Raw genomic sequence first — 18,716 nt, 5'->3', positions numbered from 1 at the left:
TTTGTCGGGAAAGGTGACGTGGCGTGAGGGAATCGCCCCGCGGCGTACGACTGGGAGTGGACGTCGGGCAGGTGCGAATCGGGGTGTCCCGGTCCGATCCGCACGGGGTCCTAGCCACCCCGCTGGTCACCCTCGCACGGGAACAAAAGCCCAGGCCAGAGGCGGTGCCGTCGGACGTCGCCGAGCTGGCCGCGCTGGTCGCCGAACACGAGGCCGTCGAGGTGGTGGTGGGCCTCCCGGTCAATCTTGCCGGCCGGCACGGCCCCGCGGCGGAACATGTGAAGGCGTACGCTCTTTTACTGGCCGGTGTGATCACGCCTGTCCCGGTGACGTTCACCGACGAGAGGATGTCCACGGTCGTGGCGAGCCGTAGGCTTGCCGAACGCGGTGTCCGGGGGAAAAGGCAACGCGCGGTGGTCGACCAGGCCGCCGCGGTGGAGATTCTGCAGAGCTGGCTGGATGCGCAGCGGAGGCCGACGCAATGATGGACGATCTGGACCTCGGGTTCGACGAGCAGGAGCGGGGGGAGAAGGGCAAGCATCGCCGGGGCCGCCGCAAGGACGGCCGTTCCGGAGGCGGGCGGGGCAAGACCGTGCTCGCGCTGCTGCTGGCGGTGGTGCTGCTCGGCGGCATCGGCGGCGGCGCCTTCTACGGCTTCGACCGGATCCAGAACTACTTCGTCACGCCGGACTACGACGGCGCCGGCACGGAGGACGTGACGGTCCAGATCCCGCAGGGCGCGTTCCTGGCCGACATGGCGGTGGCGCTCTACGACGCCGGCGTGATCAAGAGCACCAAGGCGTTCATCGAGGCGGCGGAGGACAACTCCCGTAGCCGCAACATCCAGCCCGGCACGTACAAGCTGCGCAAGCAGATGAGCGGGGAGAACGCCCTCACCGCGATGCTCGACCCGCAGAGCCGGATCGTCAACGGGGTCACCATCCCCGAGGGGCGCACCGCCAAGGGCATCTACAAGCTGCTCAGCGAGCACACCGACATCCCGGTCAAGGAGTTCGAGGCCGCCGCGAAGGACCCGGAGAAGCTCGGCGTACCGGACTGGTGGTTCACTCGCAACGACGGCAAGAAGGTCAAGAAGTCCATCGAGGGCTTCCTCTTCCCGGACACCTACGAGATCCCGCCGGACGCCACCGCCGAGGCCATCCTCGGGCAGATGGTCGACCACTTCCTCACCGTCACCGGGCAGATGGAGTTCGCCGACCGGGTGCAGAAGGAACGCAAGATTAGCCCGTACGAGGCGCTGATCGTGGCGTCGCTGGCGCAGGCGGAGGCCGGCACCAAGAAGGATCTCGGCAAGGTCGCCCGGGTCGCCTACAACCGGGTGTACCGAGGCGGATTCGACTGCACCTGCCTGGAGATGGACGTCACGGTCAACTACTACTTCGAGCTGACTGGTCAGGAGACCAAGACATCCGGCCAGATGACGCAGAGCGACCTCGACAACCCGAAGAACCCGTACAACCGCAAGCTGCCCGGCATGATCCCCACCCCGATCAACAACCCGGGCAAGGAAGCCCTTGAAGGGGCGATGGATCCACCGAACGGCGACTGGCTCTTCTTCGTGGCGATCGACAAGGAGGGCAACTCCGCGTTCGCCGAGACCTATGCGGATCACCAGAAGAACGAGGCCAAGGCCCGGGAGGCCGGGATCATCTGATGGCGGTCACGCGGCGGGCGGCGGTGGTGGGTAAGCCGATCGCGCACTCGCTCTCTCCGGTGATCCACAACGCCGGGTACGCCGCCGCCGGGCTGGCCGGGTGGTCGTACACCCGGATCGAGTGCGCGGCGGCGGAGCTGGCCGATCTCGTCGCGGGCCTGGGCCCGGAGTGGGCCGGGCTGTCGGTGACCATGCCGGGCAAGGAGGCGGCGCTCGCGGTGGCCGCCGAGGTCTCGCCGGTCGCCGCCGCCGTGGGTGCGGCCAACACGTTGGTACGCCGACCCGACGGCTCCTGGTACGCGGACAACACCGACGTCACCGGCATGGTCGAGGTGCTCACCGAGGCGGGCGTACGCGCCTTGCCGGATCGTCGGCCGGACTCCGCCTCGCGCGCCCCGGGGTTTCCCAACGGCCTCTCGGTCACCGTGCTCGGTGCGGGCGGCACCGCGCGGGCGGCGCTGGCCGCGGTGGCCCGGCTGCACGCGGCCGACGTGACCGTGGTGGCCCGCCGCCCGGCGGCGGTCGCCGAGCTGGCGCCGGTCGCGGACTCCCTCGGGGTGGCGATGAGCGCCGCGCCGTGGTCGGCGGCGCCGGACTTGGCCGGCGCCGACCTGCTGATCTCCACGGTGCCGAAGGGTGCGGCCGACGAGCTGGCCGACGCCGTGCGCTGGCGTCCGGGCACCGTGCTCTTCGACGCGATCTACGACCCGTGGCCGACCCCGCTGGCCGCCTCCGCCGCTGCCGCCGGCTGCCGCATCGTCTCCGGCCTCGACCTGCTGCTGGCCCAGGCCATCGGCCAGTTCGAGCAGTTCACCGGCGTCCCCGCCCCCCGCCCCGCCATGGCCGCCGCCCTCACCGCCTGACCGCCACCGGCTTCAACTGGTGACGGTCAGGCGGTGAGGGCGGCCCGACCTTACTGGGGTTACCACGGAGTGCACAGGAATATTGAAATGGTGCAACGACCTGCGGCGTTGTCAGCAGTAGGAAGACTTCGACGTGTAGTAGGCGATCGACCAGATATCGTAACCGTTGTAGAAAAGAACCTGGTAGCGGCCGTCAATGCGCTTTAGGGCGAGGGTGGTGTTGGAGCCGCGATAATATACGTAGCCATTTCCCTGGTCGCTGAGCCGGTCGTCGGCCCGGCCGAACGTCAGTGGGCCCACCTTGCCGTCCGCGCTTAGGTTGTTGCGCTGCTGCCAGGACTTGGTTGCCGACTCCGTGACCGGCCCGAACTCGCAGTCGACCTGTGCGAGGGTGAGGAGTCCATCGGCGACCAGGACACGTTGCCAGAGCCCGACGGCACTGCTGCTTGCGTAACTCGTCCGACTGAGCGTGCCTTCGTCACCCCAGTCATCAGTGACGACGCCAGCGCCACCAATGTAGCCCTGGGACACTGATGCCTGTGCTGGCGATGGCTGGAGCAGCGAGCCTAGCAGCGCAAGTGCGAACGCGGAACTGGCGAGCGCGCGCCACCTTTTTGGGCGCGTTGAAGTCGACCGTGTTCTTTGCATGGCAGTTCCTCCCCGTCGTTTCTCTGATGCCGGTAGAGCGTCTTGGACGTGTCGCTGTTTCTCCGGCCAGTGGCATCCAAGTATTGCCTGTTCTCGATCAGCAATCAAGGATGTAACGGAGCGTTACTGTGGAGGGCGAGCGTCTCGATGTCTGTCGGTGGGTGGTCGTGCGGGATGGCAGGGGTGAACGGCTGTCACCCCAGGTCCGTCTTAGGTGCCCCTTAAGACGCGCTTAGGTCGCGATGTTGTTAACACGCTCTGTTGCGGACGTCGATACGCTGCTCAGCGTTAACCGTTCCGTCACGAGGAGTGTCTGTGGCCAGGCGTGGACTGCACCGGCTCATCCGGCACGGCGGCTCCCGGCGTAAGGCCGTGATGCTCGGTGTCATCGGCACCACGGTGGCGCTGGGGCTCGGCGCGACCATGGTGCCCCTGCTCGCCGACGACGACCTGTCGATCCCGGTGGTGGCCGACACCACCGCCACGACGGTGCCGCAGGACGGCGACAACAGTGTCAAGACGACGCTGGCGACCTGCCCCGCCCGCTGCGACGGCAACCCGCGCGGCGCCCGGGAGGCGGTGCTCACCTTCCTGGTGACCTCGGTGCCGGCGACCGCGGTGCGGGTCCGCGCGACGCTGCGGGTGCACGCCTGGCAGGCGTTCGACGCGCGGGTGACCGCGCACGACTCCCGGCTCAACGCCCGCGCCGCCCGGCCGGCACCCGCACCGCTCGGCGCGGCCCTGGACGCGGTCGACGGGGTCGGCAAGGGCTTCAACGAGTGGGACGTCTCGGCGCTGGTCACCGGCAACGGCATCTGGACGCTGTCGCTGGCGCAGACCGGGCTGGACACCCGCATCTACTGGGCCTCGGCCGAGCACCGCAACGCGGATCTGCGTCCCCGCCTGTCGATCAGCTACGGCGTGGGTACGCCTGCGACCTCGGCCGCACCCAGCACCGCGCCGACGCCCACGGCCGTGCCCACCCGGGTGCCGGTGGCGGCGAGCGCCTCGCCGAGCGTCCCGCCCAGCGTGAGCCCGACGCCCGTCCGGCCGAGTCCCACGGCGCCGGCCGATCCGGCCGGCTGCGGAAAGGTCTCGGCGAAGCTGGTCCCGTCCTGCGGGGCCTGGTGGGGGATGTACACGCCGTCCAGTGCCGCCACCGGGTGGGACCACGGCAAGGTGTTCGCCGATGTGGAGAAGCAGGTGGGACGGACCTTCGACATCGTCCACCGCTACCACGACTTCTCCAACGCCGGCAGCAACGGTGCCTTCCCCGACGCCTACCAGCAGCAGCAGATGCGCGAGGGCCGGCTGCTCTTCTTCGCCTGGGAGAGCCGGATCTTCTCCTCGGGCACGGTGCTGAGCTGGAAGGACGTCTACAGTGGAGGGCACGACGCGACCATCGACGCGGTCGCCGGCCGGATCCGGGCCATCGGCCAGCCGGTCTTCATGGGCTTCGACCACGAGCCGGAGGACGAGCCGGCCAAGGGCAGCGACGCCGACTTCGTCCGGGCCTGGCGGTACGTGCACGACCGGTTCGCCGCCGCCGGGGCCGGCAACGCCGTCTGGGTGTGGACGATGATGGGCTGGTCCGGCCACTACGACCGGTACGCCGGCCTCTATCCGGGTGACCGCTATGTCGACTGGGTGGCCTGGGATCCGTACAACTTCCACGTCTGCAACAACAGCACGCTCTGGAAGACGCCGGCCGCGACGATGGGCTCGTTCTACCGCTGGCTCGACGAGCACGGCATCGGTGCGGGCAAACCACGGATGCTGGCCGAGTTCGGCACCAACTTCGACGCGTCCGACCCGAACGCCAAGCGGCGCTGGTTCGAGGAGTTCCCGGCGGCGCTGAAGGCCCACCCGAAGATCAAGGCGGTGAACTACTTCAACTCCCCGGGCATGACGCGCACGACCGGCACCTGCAACATGACCATGAACCAGGACGCCTCGGCGCTGGCCGGGTTCGCCGCCGCCGGACGGGACGCCTACCTGCGGCAGCCGACAGGAGGAGGCCGTTGAGCTGAGGTGAGCCAGGGATCGGTGTCGTCACGGCGACTGTCGGGGATCCGATCGTCGGCGAGGTTGTCCGTTTCCGGATTCACCGTCCGCCCAATCGGTGGATGTTGCCCTCCAGGGTGGGCCGGGCACGCTACGTGCATTCTCGTCCACTCTGGAGGCGCAGCGTGCCCAGAATCTCCTTCCTGTGGCGTCCTACCCGTCGGTGCCGATTCCGGGCTGCAGCCGTCGCGCTGGTGACCGCTGCGGCCGTGCTGGTCGTGCCCACCGCGACCTCGGCGGCGGTGGTGCCGGTGCCGGGGCCGGCGACCCTGGTGTCGGCGAACCCGGCCGACCAGACCCCGCACGCCCGGGACGGCGAGGCCCGCGCCTTCGCCCAGGTGGGCAACACCGTCTTCGTGGGCGGCAGCTTCACCCAGATCCGCCAGACGGTCGGCTCGGCGTGGATCTCCCGCAGCTACCTCTTCGCGTACGACCGGAGCACCGGGACCATCTCCACCGCGTTCCTGCCGGTGCTCGACGGGGCGGTCAACGCCCTCATCGCCGGCCCGGGTGGGACGCTGATCGTCGGCGGGGCGTTCAAGAACGTCAACGGCATCTCCCGCCGGAACCTGGTGGCGCTCGATCCGGCCACCGGGATGATCGTCGACAGCTGGGTCGGCCGCTCCGACGGCGGCAACGTCCGCGACCTGGTGCTGCACGGCAACTGGCTCTACGTGGCCGGCGCGTTCAACTGGCTCAACGGCACCGCGCACGCCGGGCTCGGCCGGCTCAACGCGACCACCGGCGCGATCGACCCCACCTTCAACATCAACACCAGCGTCGGCCGGCACGGCACCAGCATGTACGCCTGGACCATCGACGTCTCGCCGGACGGCGGCACCCTCGTCGTGGGTGGCAACTTCCTCTACGTCAACGACCTGCCCCGCAACCAGATGGCCCTGGTCGACCTCACCGGCACGCCGAGCGTGATCGACTGGAGCACGGAGCGGTTCGTGCCGCCCTGCGCGGCACCGGCGACGTTCGTGCACTACGTGCAGGACGTGCGCTTCGGCGCGGACGGCACCTGGTTCGTCGCCGGCACCAACGGCGGCGCTGGCTGGCCGGCCGCGTACTGCGACGCGCTGGTGCGTTTCGAGACCGCTGACCGGGGCCCCAACCAGGTCGCCACCTGGGTCAACTACACCGGTAACGACACGATCACCTCGGTCGAGGTGGCCGACAACGTCATCTACCTCGGTGGGCACTTCCGCTGGCTGAACAACCCGAACGCGAGCGACCGGGCCGGCAACGGCGCGATCGACCGGCTGGGCATCGGCGCGGTCACCCCGGCCACCGGCATGCCGGTGAACTGGAACCCGCGCCGCAGCGGCGGCTCCGCCCTGCCCTCCGGCGCCAGCTCCTGGGGGTCGACCGTGCCGGTGCTCTGGCGGGGCAGTGACGGTCTCTACTTCGGGCACAACTCCGACGGCATGGGCAACGAGTACCACGGCCGGCTCGGCATGTTCCCGCTCAGCGGTGGGCGCACCATCACGCCGAAGAACCCGCCCACGGCCAGCAGCGGCCACCTCTACCTGAACGCCGGCAGCGGGCAGGTGGCGAAGGTGCCGTTCGACGGGGCCAGCCTCGGCACCGCCACCACGGTGAGCCAGCCGAACTACACCGGCGCCGGGGCGACCTGGCGGGTCGACGACCGGATCTACTGGTCGCGGGTGGTCTCCGGCAGCCCGACCGGCAGCCGGATCGACATCTCGCTGTTCAACGGCGCGACGATCGGCGTGCCCTGGGAGGCGTCGGGCTACAACGACTGGTACAACCCGGCGTCGCTGACCGGGGCGTTCTTCCTCGACGGCCGCCTCTACTACACCCGCAGCGGCGCCAACAACCTCTACTACCGCTACTTCGAGATCGACGGCAACTACCTGGGCGCCACCGAGTTCGTGCTGCCGACCACGGGCGTCACCTGGTCGTCGGTGCGCGGCATGGCCTGGGTGAACGGCCGGATCGTGCACGGCGCCACCGACGGATCGCTGCGCAGCGTGGCGTTCGATCCGACCGCCGCTCCCGCCGCCGTGGTCGACGGTGCCTCCTCGACACTCATCGCGTCCGCGACACCCGAGCTGACCTGGTCAGTGCCCGCCACGTTCTTTTCCGTTCAGTAGCGTTCACTGTTCGTAATGATGCCTCGATAGTTTGTGCAGGTCGGGCCGGTGGCGCTCCGCCGCCGGCCCGCTGGAGGTGGGGAGGCTCGTTGACCGTCATCCGGCGGGGACTCGTGGTGCGTACGATCTTCGCGGTCAAGCGCGGCTGGTATCAGCTGCGCTACCCGCGCCTGCACCTGGGCGCGGGCGTGGAGATCCGGGGACGCATCCGGCTGCGTCGCGGCGTACGGGTGAGCATCGGCGAGAACACCCGGTTGAACAAGCTGGTCCGTTTCGCCGGTCACGGCGAGGTGCGCGTCGGCGCGAACTGCCTGCTCAACGCGACCTGGATCGGCGCCTGGACCTCGGTGACCGTCGGGGACGGGTGCCTGCTGTCGAACTGTGAACTGCTCGACAACGACTTCCACAACCTCCCCCCGGCCCTACGGCACGACCCGCCGACGGCGGCCAGCCGGGCACCGATCGTGGTCGAGGACAACGTGTGGATCGGCGCGCACGCGCTGGTCATGAAGGGCGTACGGGTCGGCCGGGACAGCGTGGTGGGTGCCGCGACGGTGGTCCGGACGGACGTGCCGCCCGGGGTCGTGGTCATCGGCAATCCACAACAGATAGCGAAGAAGTTCCATGACTGATGCCACTCCCAGCGCCTGGACCGGCGACGGCGGCACCGCCGCCGGGTCGTCCCGCACCGTCACGATCACCGACGTGGTGCGCGTACCCCTGCACCGGATCCGGCTGGTCGCGGCGGCCGCCGCCTGCGGGCTGCTCGGCGCGACCGGCTACGTGCTGCTGGCACCGGCCGCGGTGACGGCGAGCGCGGTGGTGGCGGTCCGTCCGGTGGTGACTGACGCCTTCACGCCCAGCGGCGCCGCCGCCGACCGGGCGGTGAACATGAACGTGGAGAGCGGGATCGCCACCGGCACCGAGGTGGTCGGGAAGCTGGCCGAGGCGTTCGGCTCGGACCAGCGCACCGTGCGCGACGCCCTGGAGGTGGAGGTGCCCGCCGGCGGCCAGATCCTGCGCTTCGTCTACCAGGCGGGCCGCGCCGACCGGGCCGTCGAGGGCGCCAACCTCGCCGCGCAGAGCTATCTGGATATCCGGCGCGCGATGTACGAGAAGCAGCGCGAGGAGATGCTGCGCTCGTACGAGGCCAGCATCAGCAAGGTCGTCGAGCAGCAGGTCGCGGTGCAGCGGCGGATCAACAACGCCCGGGACTCCGCCGCCGCCAACGCCGCGGTCGCCGAACTCGGCGGGATCAACAACCAGCTCACCCAGCTCAACTCCGCGCGGACCGAGATCGCCGCGGTCGACGTGAACCCGGGCTGGGTCACCCGCAGCGCCGAGCTGGCGCTGACCTCGTCGGCCGTCAACCCGGCGCTGCTGCTGGCCGGCGGGCTGCTCGGCGGCACGCTGATCGGGCTGGTGCTCGCCTTCGTGTGGGAGTCCGTGGACCGGCGGATCCGGACCGTGGCCGACGCGACGGACAGCACCGGTCTGCCGCTGCTGGGCACCATCCGCAGCCGTGGGCTGCGGGGTCGGGTGGTCGACTCCGACGTGCGCTACGTCGCGATGGCCGTCGCCGAGCGGGTGCGCCAACCCGCCCGGGTCGCCGTGGTGACCGCCCGCGAGGACGCCACCGCGATCACCGCCGGGCTCGCGGTCGCGCTCGCCGTGGCCGGGCGGGAGGTGTTCGTGGCCGACGACAGCGGCCGGACCGACCGGTTGCGGGCCGCGGTGCTCACCGACCGGGATCGGCTGCCCGCCGGCATCGACCCCACCCGACCCGGCGTGCCCAAGCCGCGTACGCCCCCGACGGACACCGACGACGGACCCACCGAAGTGATCACCCGGCGCCCCTCTCCGCACCCGATCGGCGCGCGGGCCTCGACCGACCCGGAGGCCACGCTCACGCTGCCCCGGGTGACCCAGACCGTCGTCGGCGCCGAGAACGGCCGGCTGACCGGCAACGAGCAGGTGGTGGTGGGCGCCGGCAGCATCCGGTTCGGCACCTGGCGGCAGGGCGCCGACCAGCGCCTCGTGCTGTACAACGCCCCGCCGGCCGAGGCCGACGAGCGGGGGGTGGCAGTGGCCCGGCAGGGCACCGCCGTGGTCGTGGTCGAACGCGACCGGACCCGCCAGGCCGACCTGCGCCGGCTCGCCGGGCGGCTGCGCGCGGCCGGGGTGAACCCGCTCGGGTTCGTGCTGTGCCGCAGCGGGCGGAGCTGAGACGTGCCGGTCACCCGCGCCCCGGCCACCACCGAGCCGCCCCGGCCGGTGAGCCCCGCGGCGCGACCCCTGCCGCCCGCGCCGCCGCGACTGCCGCTGTGGCCGCTGGCGGCGATGTTCGGGCTGGTCCCGCTCTGGTGGCTGGCGGGCGCCTTCTATCTCGGTTGGCCGTTGCTGGGCGCCCTGCTGTTCACGTTGCTGGCCACCCGGGGTCGGGTGCCGCTGCCGCCCGCCGCCGGGATCTGGCTGCTGTTCCTGGCGCTCGTGGTGGCCAGCGCGACCCGGCTGGCGTCGCCGACCTCGCTGCTGACCTTCGCGCTGCGGCTCTCCTTCTACCTCACCGCGCTGATCGTCGCCGTCTACGTCTACACCGTCGCCCGGGAGCGCCCCGACCAGGCGGCCGTCCTGGCGCCGCTGTGCGTGTTCTGGCTCGGGCTGGTCGCCCTGGGCTGGCTGGGCGTGCTGGTACCACGCTTCGAGTTGACCACCCCGGTCGAGATGCTGCTCCCCGCCGGTGTGGCCCGCGCCCCGTTCATCCATGACATGGTCCATCTCGCCACCGCGGAGTACAGCGCGAGGTCGCTCAACCCGATCTACCGCCCGGCCGCCCCGTACGCGTACACCAACACCTACGGCAGCGCATACGCGATGACGCTGCCGTGCGTGGTCGCGTACACCATGCTGCGCCGCCGTGGCCTGCTGCGGTGGGCACTGCTGGTGACGCTGCCGCTGTCGCTGGTCCCGGCGTTCCTCACCCTCAACCGGGCGATGTTCCTCAGCCTCGGCGTGGGCCTGGCCGTGCTGGGGGTGCGGGCGGCGTTGCGCGGCAACACGCGGGTGGCCGCCTCCATCTGCGGGGTGGTGGTGATCGGCGGGCTCGCCGCCCTGTTCATCCCGGTCGCCGAGCTGATCGGCAACCGGGTCCAGTCCAGCGACACCAACACCGACCGGCTCTCGCTCTACGCGGAGGTGCTGCGCCGGGTGGGCGACTCACCGTGGCTGGGCTACGGCGCGCCGATGGACGTGGACACCGTCTCCGCCGAGGCGCCGATCGGCACCCAGGGGCAGCTGTGGATGGTGCTGTTCAGCCACGGCGTACCGGCGCTGCTGTGCTTCCTGGCCTGGTTCGTCGTCGCCGCGGTGGTCTGCGCCCGGGCCACCTCGGCGGCCGGGCAGTGGCTCTCCGTCGTCGCGGTGATCTGCCTGGTGCAGGTGCCCTTCTACGGGATGGCGAACCAGAACCTCGCGGTCGCCTTCTTCGCGATCGCCTTCGCGATGGCGCTCACCGAGCGGGAGCGACGCGTCCCGCCGCCGACCGTCCGGCCGCCGGAACCGGCGGCGGTGGTGCCGGCATGACCGCGACCACCAGCCCCCCGGCGGGGGAGGGGCCCGGCCGCGCGCCCGGCGTCGGCTCGGCGGCGGGTCCGGCCCTGGCCACGGTGGACAGCGCGGCCGAGACCCGGCGCAGCGCCCGCAGCGGGGTCGCGGGGCTGCTCGGCGCGGCGACCAGCGGGCTGTTCGGCTTCGTGCTCGCGATCGTCATCACCCGTGGCTACGGCACCTCCGGCTCCGGCGCGTTCTTCGCCGCGATCGGCGTGGTGACCGTCGCCGCCGCGGTCTGCACCCTGGGCGCGGAGACCGGGCTGATGTGGGCACTGCCCCGGCGGCGGGCCGGCGTGACCGGCGACGCGGCCCGGGTGCTGCCGGTCGCCCTGGTGCCGCCGCTGCTGCTCGCCGCGCTGGTCGCGGTCGGCGGGGCGCTGGCCGCCGGGCCGCTCGCCGGTCGACTCCTCGGGCCGGCGGGTGGGCCGCTGCTGGTGGTGACCTTCGCGGCGGTGCCCGTGGTGGTCGCGATGAACCTGCTGCTGGCCGTCGTGCGCTGCGTACGCCCGATGCGGGCCTACGTCTCGGTGCAGTTCCTGCTGCTGCCGGTCGCCCGGCCGCTGCTGGTCGGTGCGGCGGTGCTGGTCGGCGGCGGGCTGCTGGCCGGCATGACCGGCTGGTTGGTGCCCGCCGCCGTGGCCCTGCTGGTGTGCCTGATCCTGGTCGCCGGCCCACTCGGCGTGGGTGCCGGCGCCCGGCTGCGTCCGGAGCCCGGCGACTGGTCCACGTTCTGGCGTTTCGCGCTGCCCCGCGCCGCCTCCGCGGCGATCGACGCCGGCAGCATGTGGATCGGCGTGCTGCTCACCTCGGCGTTGGCCGGCCCCGCCGAGGCCGGGGTCTTCGGGGCGGTCGGCCGCTACGTCCTCGCCGGTCAACTGGCGATGCAGGGGCTGCGCGTGGCGGTCTCCCCGCAGCTGTCGCGGCTGCTGGGGCGCGGCGAGCGGGCCGCCGCCGCGGCCGTGCACCGGCAGCTGACCACCTGGGGGCTGGTGCTCTCCTGGCCGGTGTACCTGCTGCTCGCCGTCTTCGCGCCGGCCTTCCTGGCGTTGTTCGGCGCGGAGTTCACCGCCGGCGCCGCCGCGATGACCGTGCTCGCGCTGGCGATGCTGGTCAACACGGGCGTCGGCAACGTGCAGAGCATGCTGCTGATGGGCGGGCGCAGCGGCCTGCACCTGGTGGCGGCACTGGCCGGGTTGCTGGTCACGGTCGGTCTCGGCCTGGCGCTGATTCCCGGGCACGGGGCGACCGGCGCGGCGGTGGCCTGGGCCGCCGGCATCGTCACCGAGAACCTCGGCGCCGCCACGTTCGCCCGGCTGGTGGTCGGCCAGCGGCTGGTCGACACCCGGATGCTGGCCGCGGCGGCGGCCACCGTGGGCGGGGTCGGCCTGGCCTCGGTCGCCGGTCTGGCGGTGGCCGGCCGGGGGATCACGGGGCTGGTGCCGACGGTGGCCGTGCTCGCCGCCGGCTGCGTCGGCTTGTTGACGTTGCCCCGGGTGCGGTCCGGCATCCGGGTGACCATGATGCAGATCCGTGGCGGGGCGCCGGCCGGCGCCCCGCCACGCACGTCGAAGGGCAGGTGAGTTCGTCTTGTCGTCCATGCGGGACCGGGTGAAGCAGTTGGTGCCGACCCAGGTCACGAGCCGGCTACGGGAAAGCCTCGTCGACTACGGGGTACGCACCAGTGACCGCCGGCCGCTGCCGGACTTCCTCATCATCGGTACCAAGCGGGGCGGCACCACCTCGCTGTGGAATTACCTCATCCAGCACCCGCTGGTGCCTCGGCTCTTCCCGGCCTGGAACACGAAGTCCTCGCACTACTTCGAGGAGAACTGGAGTCGCGGCGAGGCGTGGTATCGCTCGCACTTCCCGACCGTGCGGCAGCGGGAGGTGCTGGAGAGCCGCCACGGCGGCCCGGTGCGGGTCGGCGAGGCGGCACCGCTCTACATGTTCCACCCCCTGGCCGCCGAGCGGGTCGCCACGCTGATGCCCTCGGTGCGGCTGATCGTGCTGCTGCGCGACCCGGTCGAGCGGGCGTACTCGCACTGGAAGGAGCGGCGGACCAACGGCGTGGAGCCGCTGGACTTCGCCGCCGCGCTGGCCGCCGAGCCGGAGCGTACGGCCGGGGAGCGGGAGCGGCTGATCGCCGAACCGGAGTACTTCAGCGAGCGCTACGACTGGTACACCTACCGGGCCCGGGGCCGGTACCTGGAGCATCTGGAACCGTGGTTGGCGCGCTTCGACCGGGCGCGGATCCTCTTCCTGCCCAGCGAGGAGCTCTACCGCGACGCACGGGCGGCCTACCGGCGCACCCTGGACTTTCTCGGCCTGCCCCCCTTCGACCTGCCCGACTTCCGGGTCTACAACGACCGGCGTTCGGCGCCGCTGGAGCCGGCGCTGCGGGCCGAGCTGACGGCGTACTACCGCCCGCACAACGAGGCGCTGCGGCAGCGGCTGGGGTTGCGGCTCGACTGGCCGGACCGGGCCGCGTGACCGCGTCGGCGACGGCCGACCCCCGCTGCCGCGACGACGGGTTGGGCTGGGTCACCCGGGCGGTCTTCGCCGACCACCGGGTCGCGGTGACCGTGGACGCCGCCCCGCCGGCCGGGCACACCGTCGTGGCCCGCTACGCGGTCGTGCCGTCGGTCGCCCGGGCGCGGTTCCTGCTGCCGTTGGGTTCGCCCCGGGTCGCGGCGGCGGCGCTGCTGGCGTACAACGCCCTGCGCCCGCCGAAGGTGCGGGCCGCGCGGGCACTGCTCGGCGTGGCGGCCCGGGCCGGTGTGGTGGACCGGGCGCCGTTCCCGGTGTTGACCGTCGCGCTGCCCCGCGGGCTCGATCCGGCGGAGGCGCTGCTCGCCGACCGGGTCGCCGCCGTGCTCGGCACGCCGATGTACGCGGCCTTCGGGGTGCGCCCGCCGGATCCGAACCACAAGCCGACCCTGCAACTGTTCGACCGCTCCGGCGTGCCCCGCGGATACGCGAAGATCGGCTGGAACGACGCGACGCGGGCGCTGGTCACCGCCGAGGCGGCGGCGCTGGGCGAGGTGGCCGGGCTGGCGGGGCACCCCGGCACGCCCCGGCTGCTCACCGAGCTGACCTGGGCGGGTCAGGTGGTCGCCGTGGTGGAGCCGCTGCCGACCCGGGTCCGTGGGGTGCCGGCCGCCGCCGCGCCCGACCTCGGGGCGCTGCTCGCGGTGGCTCGCCGGGGCCGCCCGCCGGCCGAGCCCCGGCCGCTGGGCGGCTCGCCCTTCCTGGACCGGTTGGCGGCGCAGGCGCGGCGGGCCGCCGCCACGGACCCGGCCGGTCAGCGTGCCGTGGCGGCCGTCGCCGCGCTGGCCCGCCGGCACGGCGAGGTCGCCGTCGAGTTCGGCCACTGGCACGGCGACTGGGTGCCGTGGAACCTGGGCCGGCACGCCGGTGAGGTCATCGCCTGGGACTGGGAGCACAGCGGCGCGGACGTGCCGGTGGGGTTCGACCTGGCCCACGACGCCTTCCAGCGTGCCGTCGTGCTGCGCGGTGAGCCGGTCGCGGCGGCGGCCGACGAGGTCGGGCGCTGGTTGGACCGCCACGGTGACCGGTTGGGGCTGGACGCCCCCGGCCGCCGGCTGGTGGCCGACGCCTACCTGGTGGAGATGTGGCTGCGCACCTGGCGCCTGGCCGACGCCGGTGCCGGCTGGAACGCGGCGTTGCACCCCGCGCTGTTGGACACGATCGAGAGACGAGGTGGCGGTTGATCGGTTCGCACCGGCCACCTTCTGCTGTGGCGTGACACTGACCGAAATTCCAAGCGGACTTGTGGGGAGTCGCGTGGACACCTTGATGGAAGAGCCCGAGGAACAACCACTGTTGCTGTTGGTCGGATCCAGCGGCGGGCACCTGGCCCAGTTGCTGGCCCTGCGGCCCTGGTACGAGACCTGGCGGCGATGCTGGGTCACCTTCGACACGCCTGAGGCACTGTCCCTGCTCGCCGGTGAGGACGTGGTACGGGCGTACCATCCGACCACCCGCCACCTGGGCAACCTGCTGCGCAACGCGGTACTGGCCGCCCGGGTGCTGCGCCGGCGACGGGTCGCCGCGGTGGTCACCACCGGCGCGGGAGTGGCCGTGCCGTTCGTCGTGCTCGCCCGGCTCCGGCGCATCCCGACCGTCTACATCGAGGTCTACGACCGGATCGACACGCCGACGCTGACCGCCCGGCTGTGCCGCCCGTTCCTGTCGGCGATGCTCGTGCAGTGGGAGGAGCAGCGCCGCCAGTACCCGGAGGCCACCGTCGTGGGGACGCTGCTGTGAGCGGCGAGGCCGTGGGCGACGCGCACCGCGTCGCGCCGGTGCGGCCCCGCGCCGCCCGGGACGAACCAGGGGTACGCATACCGGAGCCGCGTGAGCCGCGCCCCGACAGCCGGATCCAGCTGCTGGTGGCCGTCGGCACCGACAAGCATCCCTTCGACCGGCTGGTCGACTGGCTGCGGGAGTGGCACGGCGAGGCCGCGGGTGAGGTCGTGCTGACCGTGCAGCACGGGCACACCCGCGTCGCCGGCCTGCCCGAGGCGGTGCCGTTCCTCGGGCACGCCGAGTTGCAGGCGGCGATGGCCCGGGCCGACCTGGTGGTCTGTCACGGTGGGCCGGCGACCATTCTGGAGGCCCGCCGGCACGGCCACCTGCCGATCGTGGTGCCCCGTGACCCGACGCGCGGCGAGCACGTCGACGACCACCAGCAGCTGTTCGCCCGCCGGCTCGGCGCGGCCGGCCTGGTCGCCCTCTGCGAGTCCCGGCGGGAGCTGCTGGACGCACTGGCCGCCGGTCTCGCCGACCGGTCGCGCTTCACCGTCGCCGTGGACGCCGAGGCGGCCAACGGGCGGCGTGCCGCGGTGCGGCGGGTGGGAGTGATCGTCGAGGACCTGGTGGCCGCCGCCGCGGGGCGGCACCACCGACCCTGGTGGCGGCCGTGGCGTCGGCCCGGCCCGAATGGCCCGAACGGAAGGCGGAACCGGTGAGCCCGTACCCGAGCGTGAGCGCCGTCGTGCCCACCCGGAACCGCCCGGAACTGCTGCGGGCCGCGGTGCGGGCGATCGTCGCCCAGGACTATCCCGGGCCGGTCGAGGTGGTCGTGGTGTACGACCAGTCCGAGCCGGACCCGTCGCTGGCCGAGCTGTCCGCCCCGGACCGACCGGTGCGGGTGGTGACCAACGTCCGCACGCCGGGCCTGGCCGGCGCCCGCAACTCGGGCACCCTGGCCGCCACCGGTGAGCTGGTCGCCTTCTGCGACGACGACGACGAGTGGCTGCCCGGCAAGCTGCGTGCCCAGGCCGAGGCGCTGGCCGGGGTGCCCGGCGCCGAGTTCGTCAGCTGCGGCATCCGGGTCAGCTACGACGGGCACACCGTCGAGCGGGTGCTGGACCGCGACTCGATCAGCCTGGCCGAGCTGCTGCGGGACCGGATGACCGAGCTGCACCCGTCGACCTTCCTCATCCGGGCGTCGGCGCTGCGCGACGGGTTCGGGCTGGTCGACGAGGAGATCCCGGGCAGCTACGCCGAGGACTACGAGTTCCTGCTCCGGGCCGCCCGCAGCGCGCCACTGGTCAACCTGCGCATCCCATACGTCCTGGTGCGCTGGCACAAGCGGTCGTACTTCGCCCAGCGGTGGGACACCATCTCCGAGGCGTTGCAGTGGCTGCTGGACCGCTATCCGGAGTTCGCCACCCAGCCGGCGGGGCAGGCGCGGGTCACCGGTCAGATCGCCTTCGCCCACGCCGCGTCGGGCGACCCCCGGGGCGCGATGCGCTGGGCCCGCCGGACCATCCGCCGCAACCCGCGCGAGCCCCGGGCGTACCTCGCCCTGGCGGTGGCCGGCCGGGTGGTCCGGGCCGACACGGTGCTGCGCACCCTGCACCGGCGGGGCCGCGGCATCTGACCGCCCGCCCGCCCGTGCCGCCCGTCCGTGCCGCGCCCGCCCGTGCCGCCCGCCCGGTTGTGGCGTCCGCTGGGCGGGACGGGGCGGGCGGTCCGTGGCGGCGGACACCCGGCGTGACAGACTGACCGCTGTGTTGCGCTGGTTGACCGCAGGGGAATCGCACGGGCCCGCCCTCGTCGCGTTGCTGGAGGGGGTGCCGGCCGGCGTCGAGGTGACCTCCGCCCAGATCGCCGGGGAGTTGGCGCGCCGCCGGCTCGGCTACGGGCGCGGCGCCCGGATGTCCTTCGAGCAGGACGAGATCGAGGTCATCGGCGGCCTGCGGCACGGCGTGACGCTGGGCAGCCCGGTCGCCGTCCGGGTCGGCAACTCCGAGTGGCCCAAGTGGCGCACCGTGATGGCCGCCGACCCGGTCGACCCCGACGAGTTGGCCCGGCAGGCCCGCAACGCCCCGCTCACCCGCCCCCGGCCCGGCCACGCGGACCTGGCCGGCATGCAGAAGTACGGCCACACCGACGCCCGGCCCATCCTGGAGCGGGCCAGCGCGCGGGAGACCGCCGCCCGGGTCGCGGTCGGCACGGTGGCCAAGGCGCTGCTCCGGCAGGCGCTCGACGTCGAGATCGTCTCGCACGTGGTCGAGCTGGGTCCGGTCGCCGCGAAGCCGGGGCTGCGGCCCCGCCCGGAGGACGCCGAGCGCATCGACGCCGACCCGCTGCGCTGCCTCGACCCCGAGGCCAGCGCCCGGATGGTGGCCGAGGTCGACGCCGCGAAGAAGGACGCCGACACCCTCGGCGGCGTGGTCGAGGTGCTGGCGTACGGCGTACCGCCCGGTCTCGGCAGCCACGTGCAGTGGGACCGCAAGCTCGACGCCCGCCTGGCCACCGCGCTGATGTCGATCCAGGCGATCAAGGGTGTGGAGATCGGCGACGGCTGGCAGCAGGCCCGGTCGCGCGGCTCCGAGGCGCACGACGAGATCATGCCCACCGCCACCGGCGTGCGCCGGATCACCGACCGGGCCGGCGGCCTGGAGGGCGGCATCACCACCGGCGAGCCGCTGCGCGTGAAGGCGGCGATGAAGCCGATCTCCTCGCTGAACCGCGCCCTGGCCACGGTGGACGTGACCACCGGCGAGCCGGCCACCGCGATCAACCAGCGCTCCGACGTCTGCGCGGTGCCGGCCGCCGCCGTCGTCGCCGAGGCGATGGTCGCGCTGGTGCTGGCCGAGGCGGCGGTGGAGAAGTTCGGCGGTGACTCGGTCGCCGAGATGCGCCGCAACCTCGCCGGCTACCTCGACGCGCTGGTGATCCGGTGACCGCTGCGACCCGCCCGGTCTGCGTGCTGGTCGGCGCGCCGGGCTCGGGTAAGACCACCGTCGGGCAGGGCCTGGCGGCCGCGCTCGGGGTGGAGTTCCGCGACACCGACGCCGACATCGAGCGGCTCGCCGGCAAGCCGATCCCGGAGATCTTCCTCGACGAGGGGGAGGCCCACTTCCGTACCCTCGAACGGGCGGCGGTGGCCGCGGCGCTGGCCTCCTGCCCGGGGGTGCTCGCCCTCGGCGGCGGCGCGGTGCTGGCCGAGGAGAACCGCGCCGCGCTGGTCGGCCACCGGGTGGTGCACCTCGACGTCGGGCTGGCCGACGCCGTCAAGCGGGTCGGCCTCGGCGCCGGGCGTCCGCTGCTGGCGATCAACCCCCGGGCCACCCTCAAACATCTGATGGACCAGCGCCGGCCGCTCTACGCCGAGGTGGCCACCGACACGGTGGTCACCGACGGCCGCGCGCCCGAGGAGATCATCGCCGAGATCGCGCAGCTGCTGCGCAAGGATGGTTAGGC

At 72.8% G+C, this 18,716-nt stretch carries 17 protein-coding genes; 16 read left to right on the top strand and 1 reads right to left on the bottom strand.

Annotated features, from left to right (window positions below):
- Positions 1-23: 23 nt before the first annotated feature.
- Genes ruvX through O7615_RS32170 form a run of 3 tightly spaced genes read left to right on the top strand, consistent with a single transcriptional unit; the run spans position 24 to position 2,538 of the window.
- The gene (gene ruvX / locus O7615_RS32180) at positions 24-485 is read left to right on the top strand and encodes a Holliday junction resolvase RuvX (protein ID WP_278181552.1); all 462 of its coding nucleotides are present in this window, start codon (positions 24-26) and stop codon (positions 483-485) included.
- Positions 482-1,675 (top strand): endolytic transglycosylase MltG, encoded by a 1,194-nt coding sequence (gene mltG, locus O7615_RS32175; RefSeq protein ID WP_278181551.1) that lies wholly within the window; start codon positions 482-484, stop codon positions 1,673-1,675. The genes ruvX and mltG overlap by 4 nt, the downstream gene beginning before the upstream one ends.
- Entirely contained in the window at positions 1,675-2,538 is an 864-nt protein-coding gene (locus O7615_RS32170; RefSeq protein WP_278181550.1) for a shikimate dehydrogenase, read from the top strand. The genes mltG and O7615_RS32170 overlap by 1 nt, the downstream gene beginning before the upstream one ends.
- A gap of 111 nt (positions 2,539-2,649) precedes the next feature.
- Here the strand turns inward: O7615_RS32170 and O7615_RS32165 are convergent, their stop codons facing one another.
- Positions 2,650-3,069, bottom strand: a complete 420-nt coding sequence (locus tag O7615_RS32165) for a peptidoglycan-binding protein (RefSeq protein WP_278181549.1) — start codon at positions 3,067-3,069, stop codon at positions 2,650-2,652.
- A 432-nt stretch (positions 3,070-3,501) separates the two neighbouring features.
- Between O7615_RS32165 and O7615_RS32160 the strand changes: the two genes are divergently transcribed.
- The 13 genes from O7615_RS32160 (at position 3,502) to O7615_RS32100 (ending at position 18,714) form a co-directional block, all read left to right on the top strand.
- Entirely contained in the window at positions 3,502-5,211 is a 1,710-nt protein-coding gene (locus tag O7615_RS32160; RefSeq protein ID WP_278181548.1) for a glycoside hydrolase, read from the top strand.
- Between the two features lie 233 nt (positions 5,212-5,444).
- Positions 5,445-7,370: a hypothetical protein gene (locus tag O7615_RS32155; protein ID WP_278181547.1), complete on the top strand. Its 1,926-nt coding sequence runs from the start codon at positions 5,445-5,447 to the stop codon at positions 7,368-7,370.
- An 89-nt stretch (positions 7,371-7,459) separates the two neighbouring features.
- A complete protein-coding gene (locus O7615_RS32150; protein ID WP_278181546.1) occupies positions 7,460-8,002 on the top strand; it encodes an acyltransferase in 543 nt (180 codons plus the stop codon).
- Complete coding sequence (locus tag O7615_RS32145) at positions 7,995-9,596, top strand: lipopolysaccharide biosynthesis protein (RefSeq protein WP_278181545.1); 1,602 nt, start codon at positions 7,995-7,997, stop codon at positions 9,594-9,596. The genes O7615_RS32150 and O7615_RS32145 overlap by 8 nt, the downstream gene beginning before the upstream one ends.
- Before the next feature lie 114 nt (positions 9,597-9,710).
- Positions 9,711-10,952 carry an O-antigen ligase family protein gene (locus tag O7615_RS32140; protein ID WP_278182311.1) on the top strand — a complete coding sequence of 414 codons (1,242 nt, stop codon included), beginning with the start codon at positions 9,711-9,713 and terminating at the stop codon, positions 10,950-10,952.
- Positions 10,949-12,559, top strand: coding sequence for a lipopolysaccharide biosynthesis protein (locus O7615_RS32135; protein ID WP_278181544.1), 1,611 nt, complete (start codon positions 10,949-10,951; stop codon positions 12,557-12,559). The genes O7615_RS32140 and O7615_RS32135 overlap by 4 nt, the downstream gene beginning before the upstream one ends.
- A gap of 7 nt (positions 12,560-12,566) precedes the next feature.
- Complete coding sequence (locus O7615_RS32130) at positions 12,567-13,469, top strand: sulfotransferase domain-containing protein (protein ID WP_278181543.1); 903 nt, start codon at positions 12,567-12,569, stop codon at positions 13,467-13,469.
- On the top strand, positions 13,466-14,710 hold the full coding sequence (locus O7615_RS32125; RefSeq protein ID WP_278181542.1) for a hypothetical protein: 1,245 nt from the start codon (positions 13,466-13,468) through the stop codon (positions 14,708-14,710). The genes O7615_RS32130 and O7615_RS32125 overlap by 4 nt, the downstream gene beginning before the upstream one ends.
- Positions 14,711-14,795: 85 nt before the next feature.
- Entirely contained in the window at positions 14,796-15,266 is a 471-nt protein-coding gene (locus tag O7615_RS32120; RefSeq protein WP_278181541.1) for a UDP-N-acetylglucosamine--LPS N-acetylglucosamine transferase, read from the top strand.
- Between the two features lie 77 nt (positions 15,267-15,343).
- Entirely contained in the window at positions 15,344-15,970 is a 627-nt protein-coding gene (locus O7615_RS32115; protein WP_278182310.1) for a glycosyltransferase, read from the top strand.
- The gene (locus O7615_RS32110) at positions 15,967-16,887 is read left to right on the top strand and encodes a glycosyltransferase family A protein (protein WP_278181540.1); all 921 of its coding nucleotides are present in this window, start codon (positions 15,967-15,969) and stop codon (positions 16,885-16,887) included. The genes O7615_RS32115 and O7615_RS32110 overlap by 4 nt, the downstream gene beginning before the upstream one ends.
- Positions 16,888-17,017: 130 nt before the next feature.
- Positions 17,018-18,196 (top strand): chorismate synthase, encoded by a 1,179-nt coding sequence (gene aroC, locus O7615_RS32105; protein WP_278181539.1) that lies wholly within the window; start codon positions 17,018-17,020, stop codon positions 18,194-18,196.
- A complete protein-coding gene (locus tag O7615_RS32100; RefSeq protein ID WP_278181538.1) occupies positions 18,193-18,714 on the top strand; it encodes a shikimate kinase in 522 nt (173 codons plus the stop codon). The genes aroC and O7615_RS32100 overlap by 4 nt, the downstream gene beginning before the upstream one ends.
- Positions 18,715-18,716 lie beyond the last annotated feature (2 nt).

Source organism: Micromonospora sp. WMMD1082 (genome assembly GCF_029626175.1).
In the GTDB taxonomy this organism is placed as follows: Bacteria; Actinomycetota; Actinomycetes; order Mycobacteriales; family Micromonosporaceae; genus Micromonospora.
The sequence above is the reverse complement of the archived record's forward strand: the minus strand, read 5'-3'. Positions and strand labels throughout refer to the sequence as shown.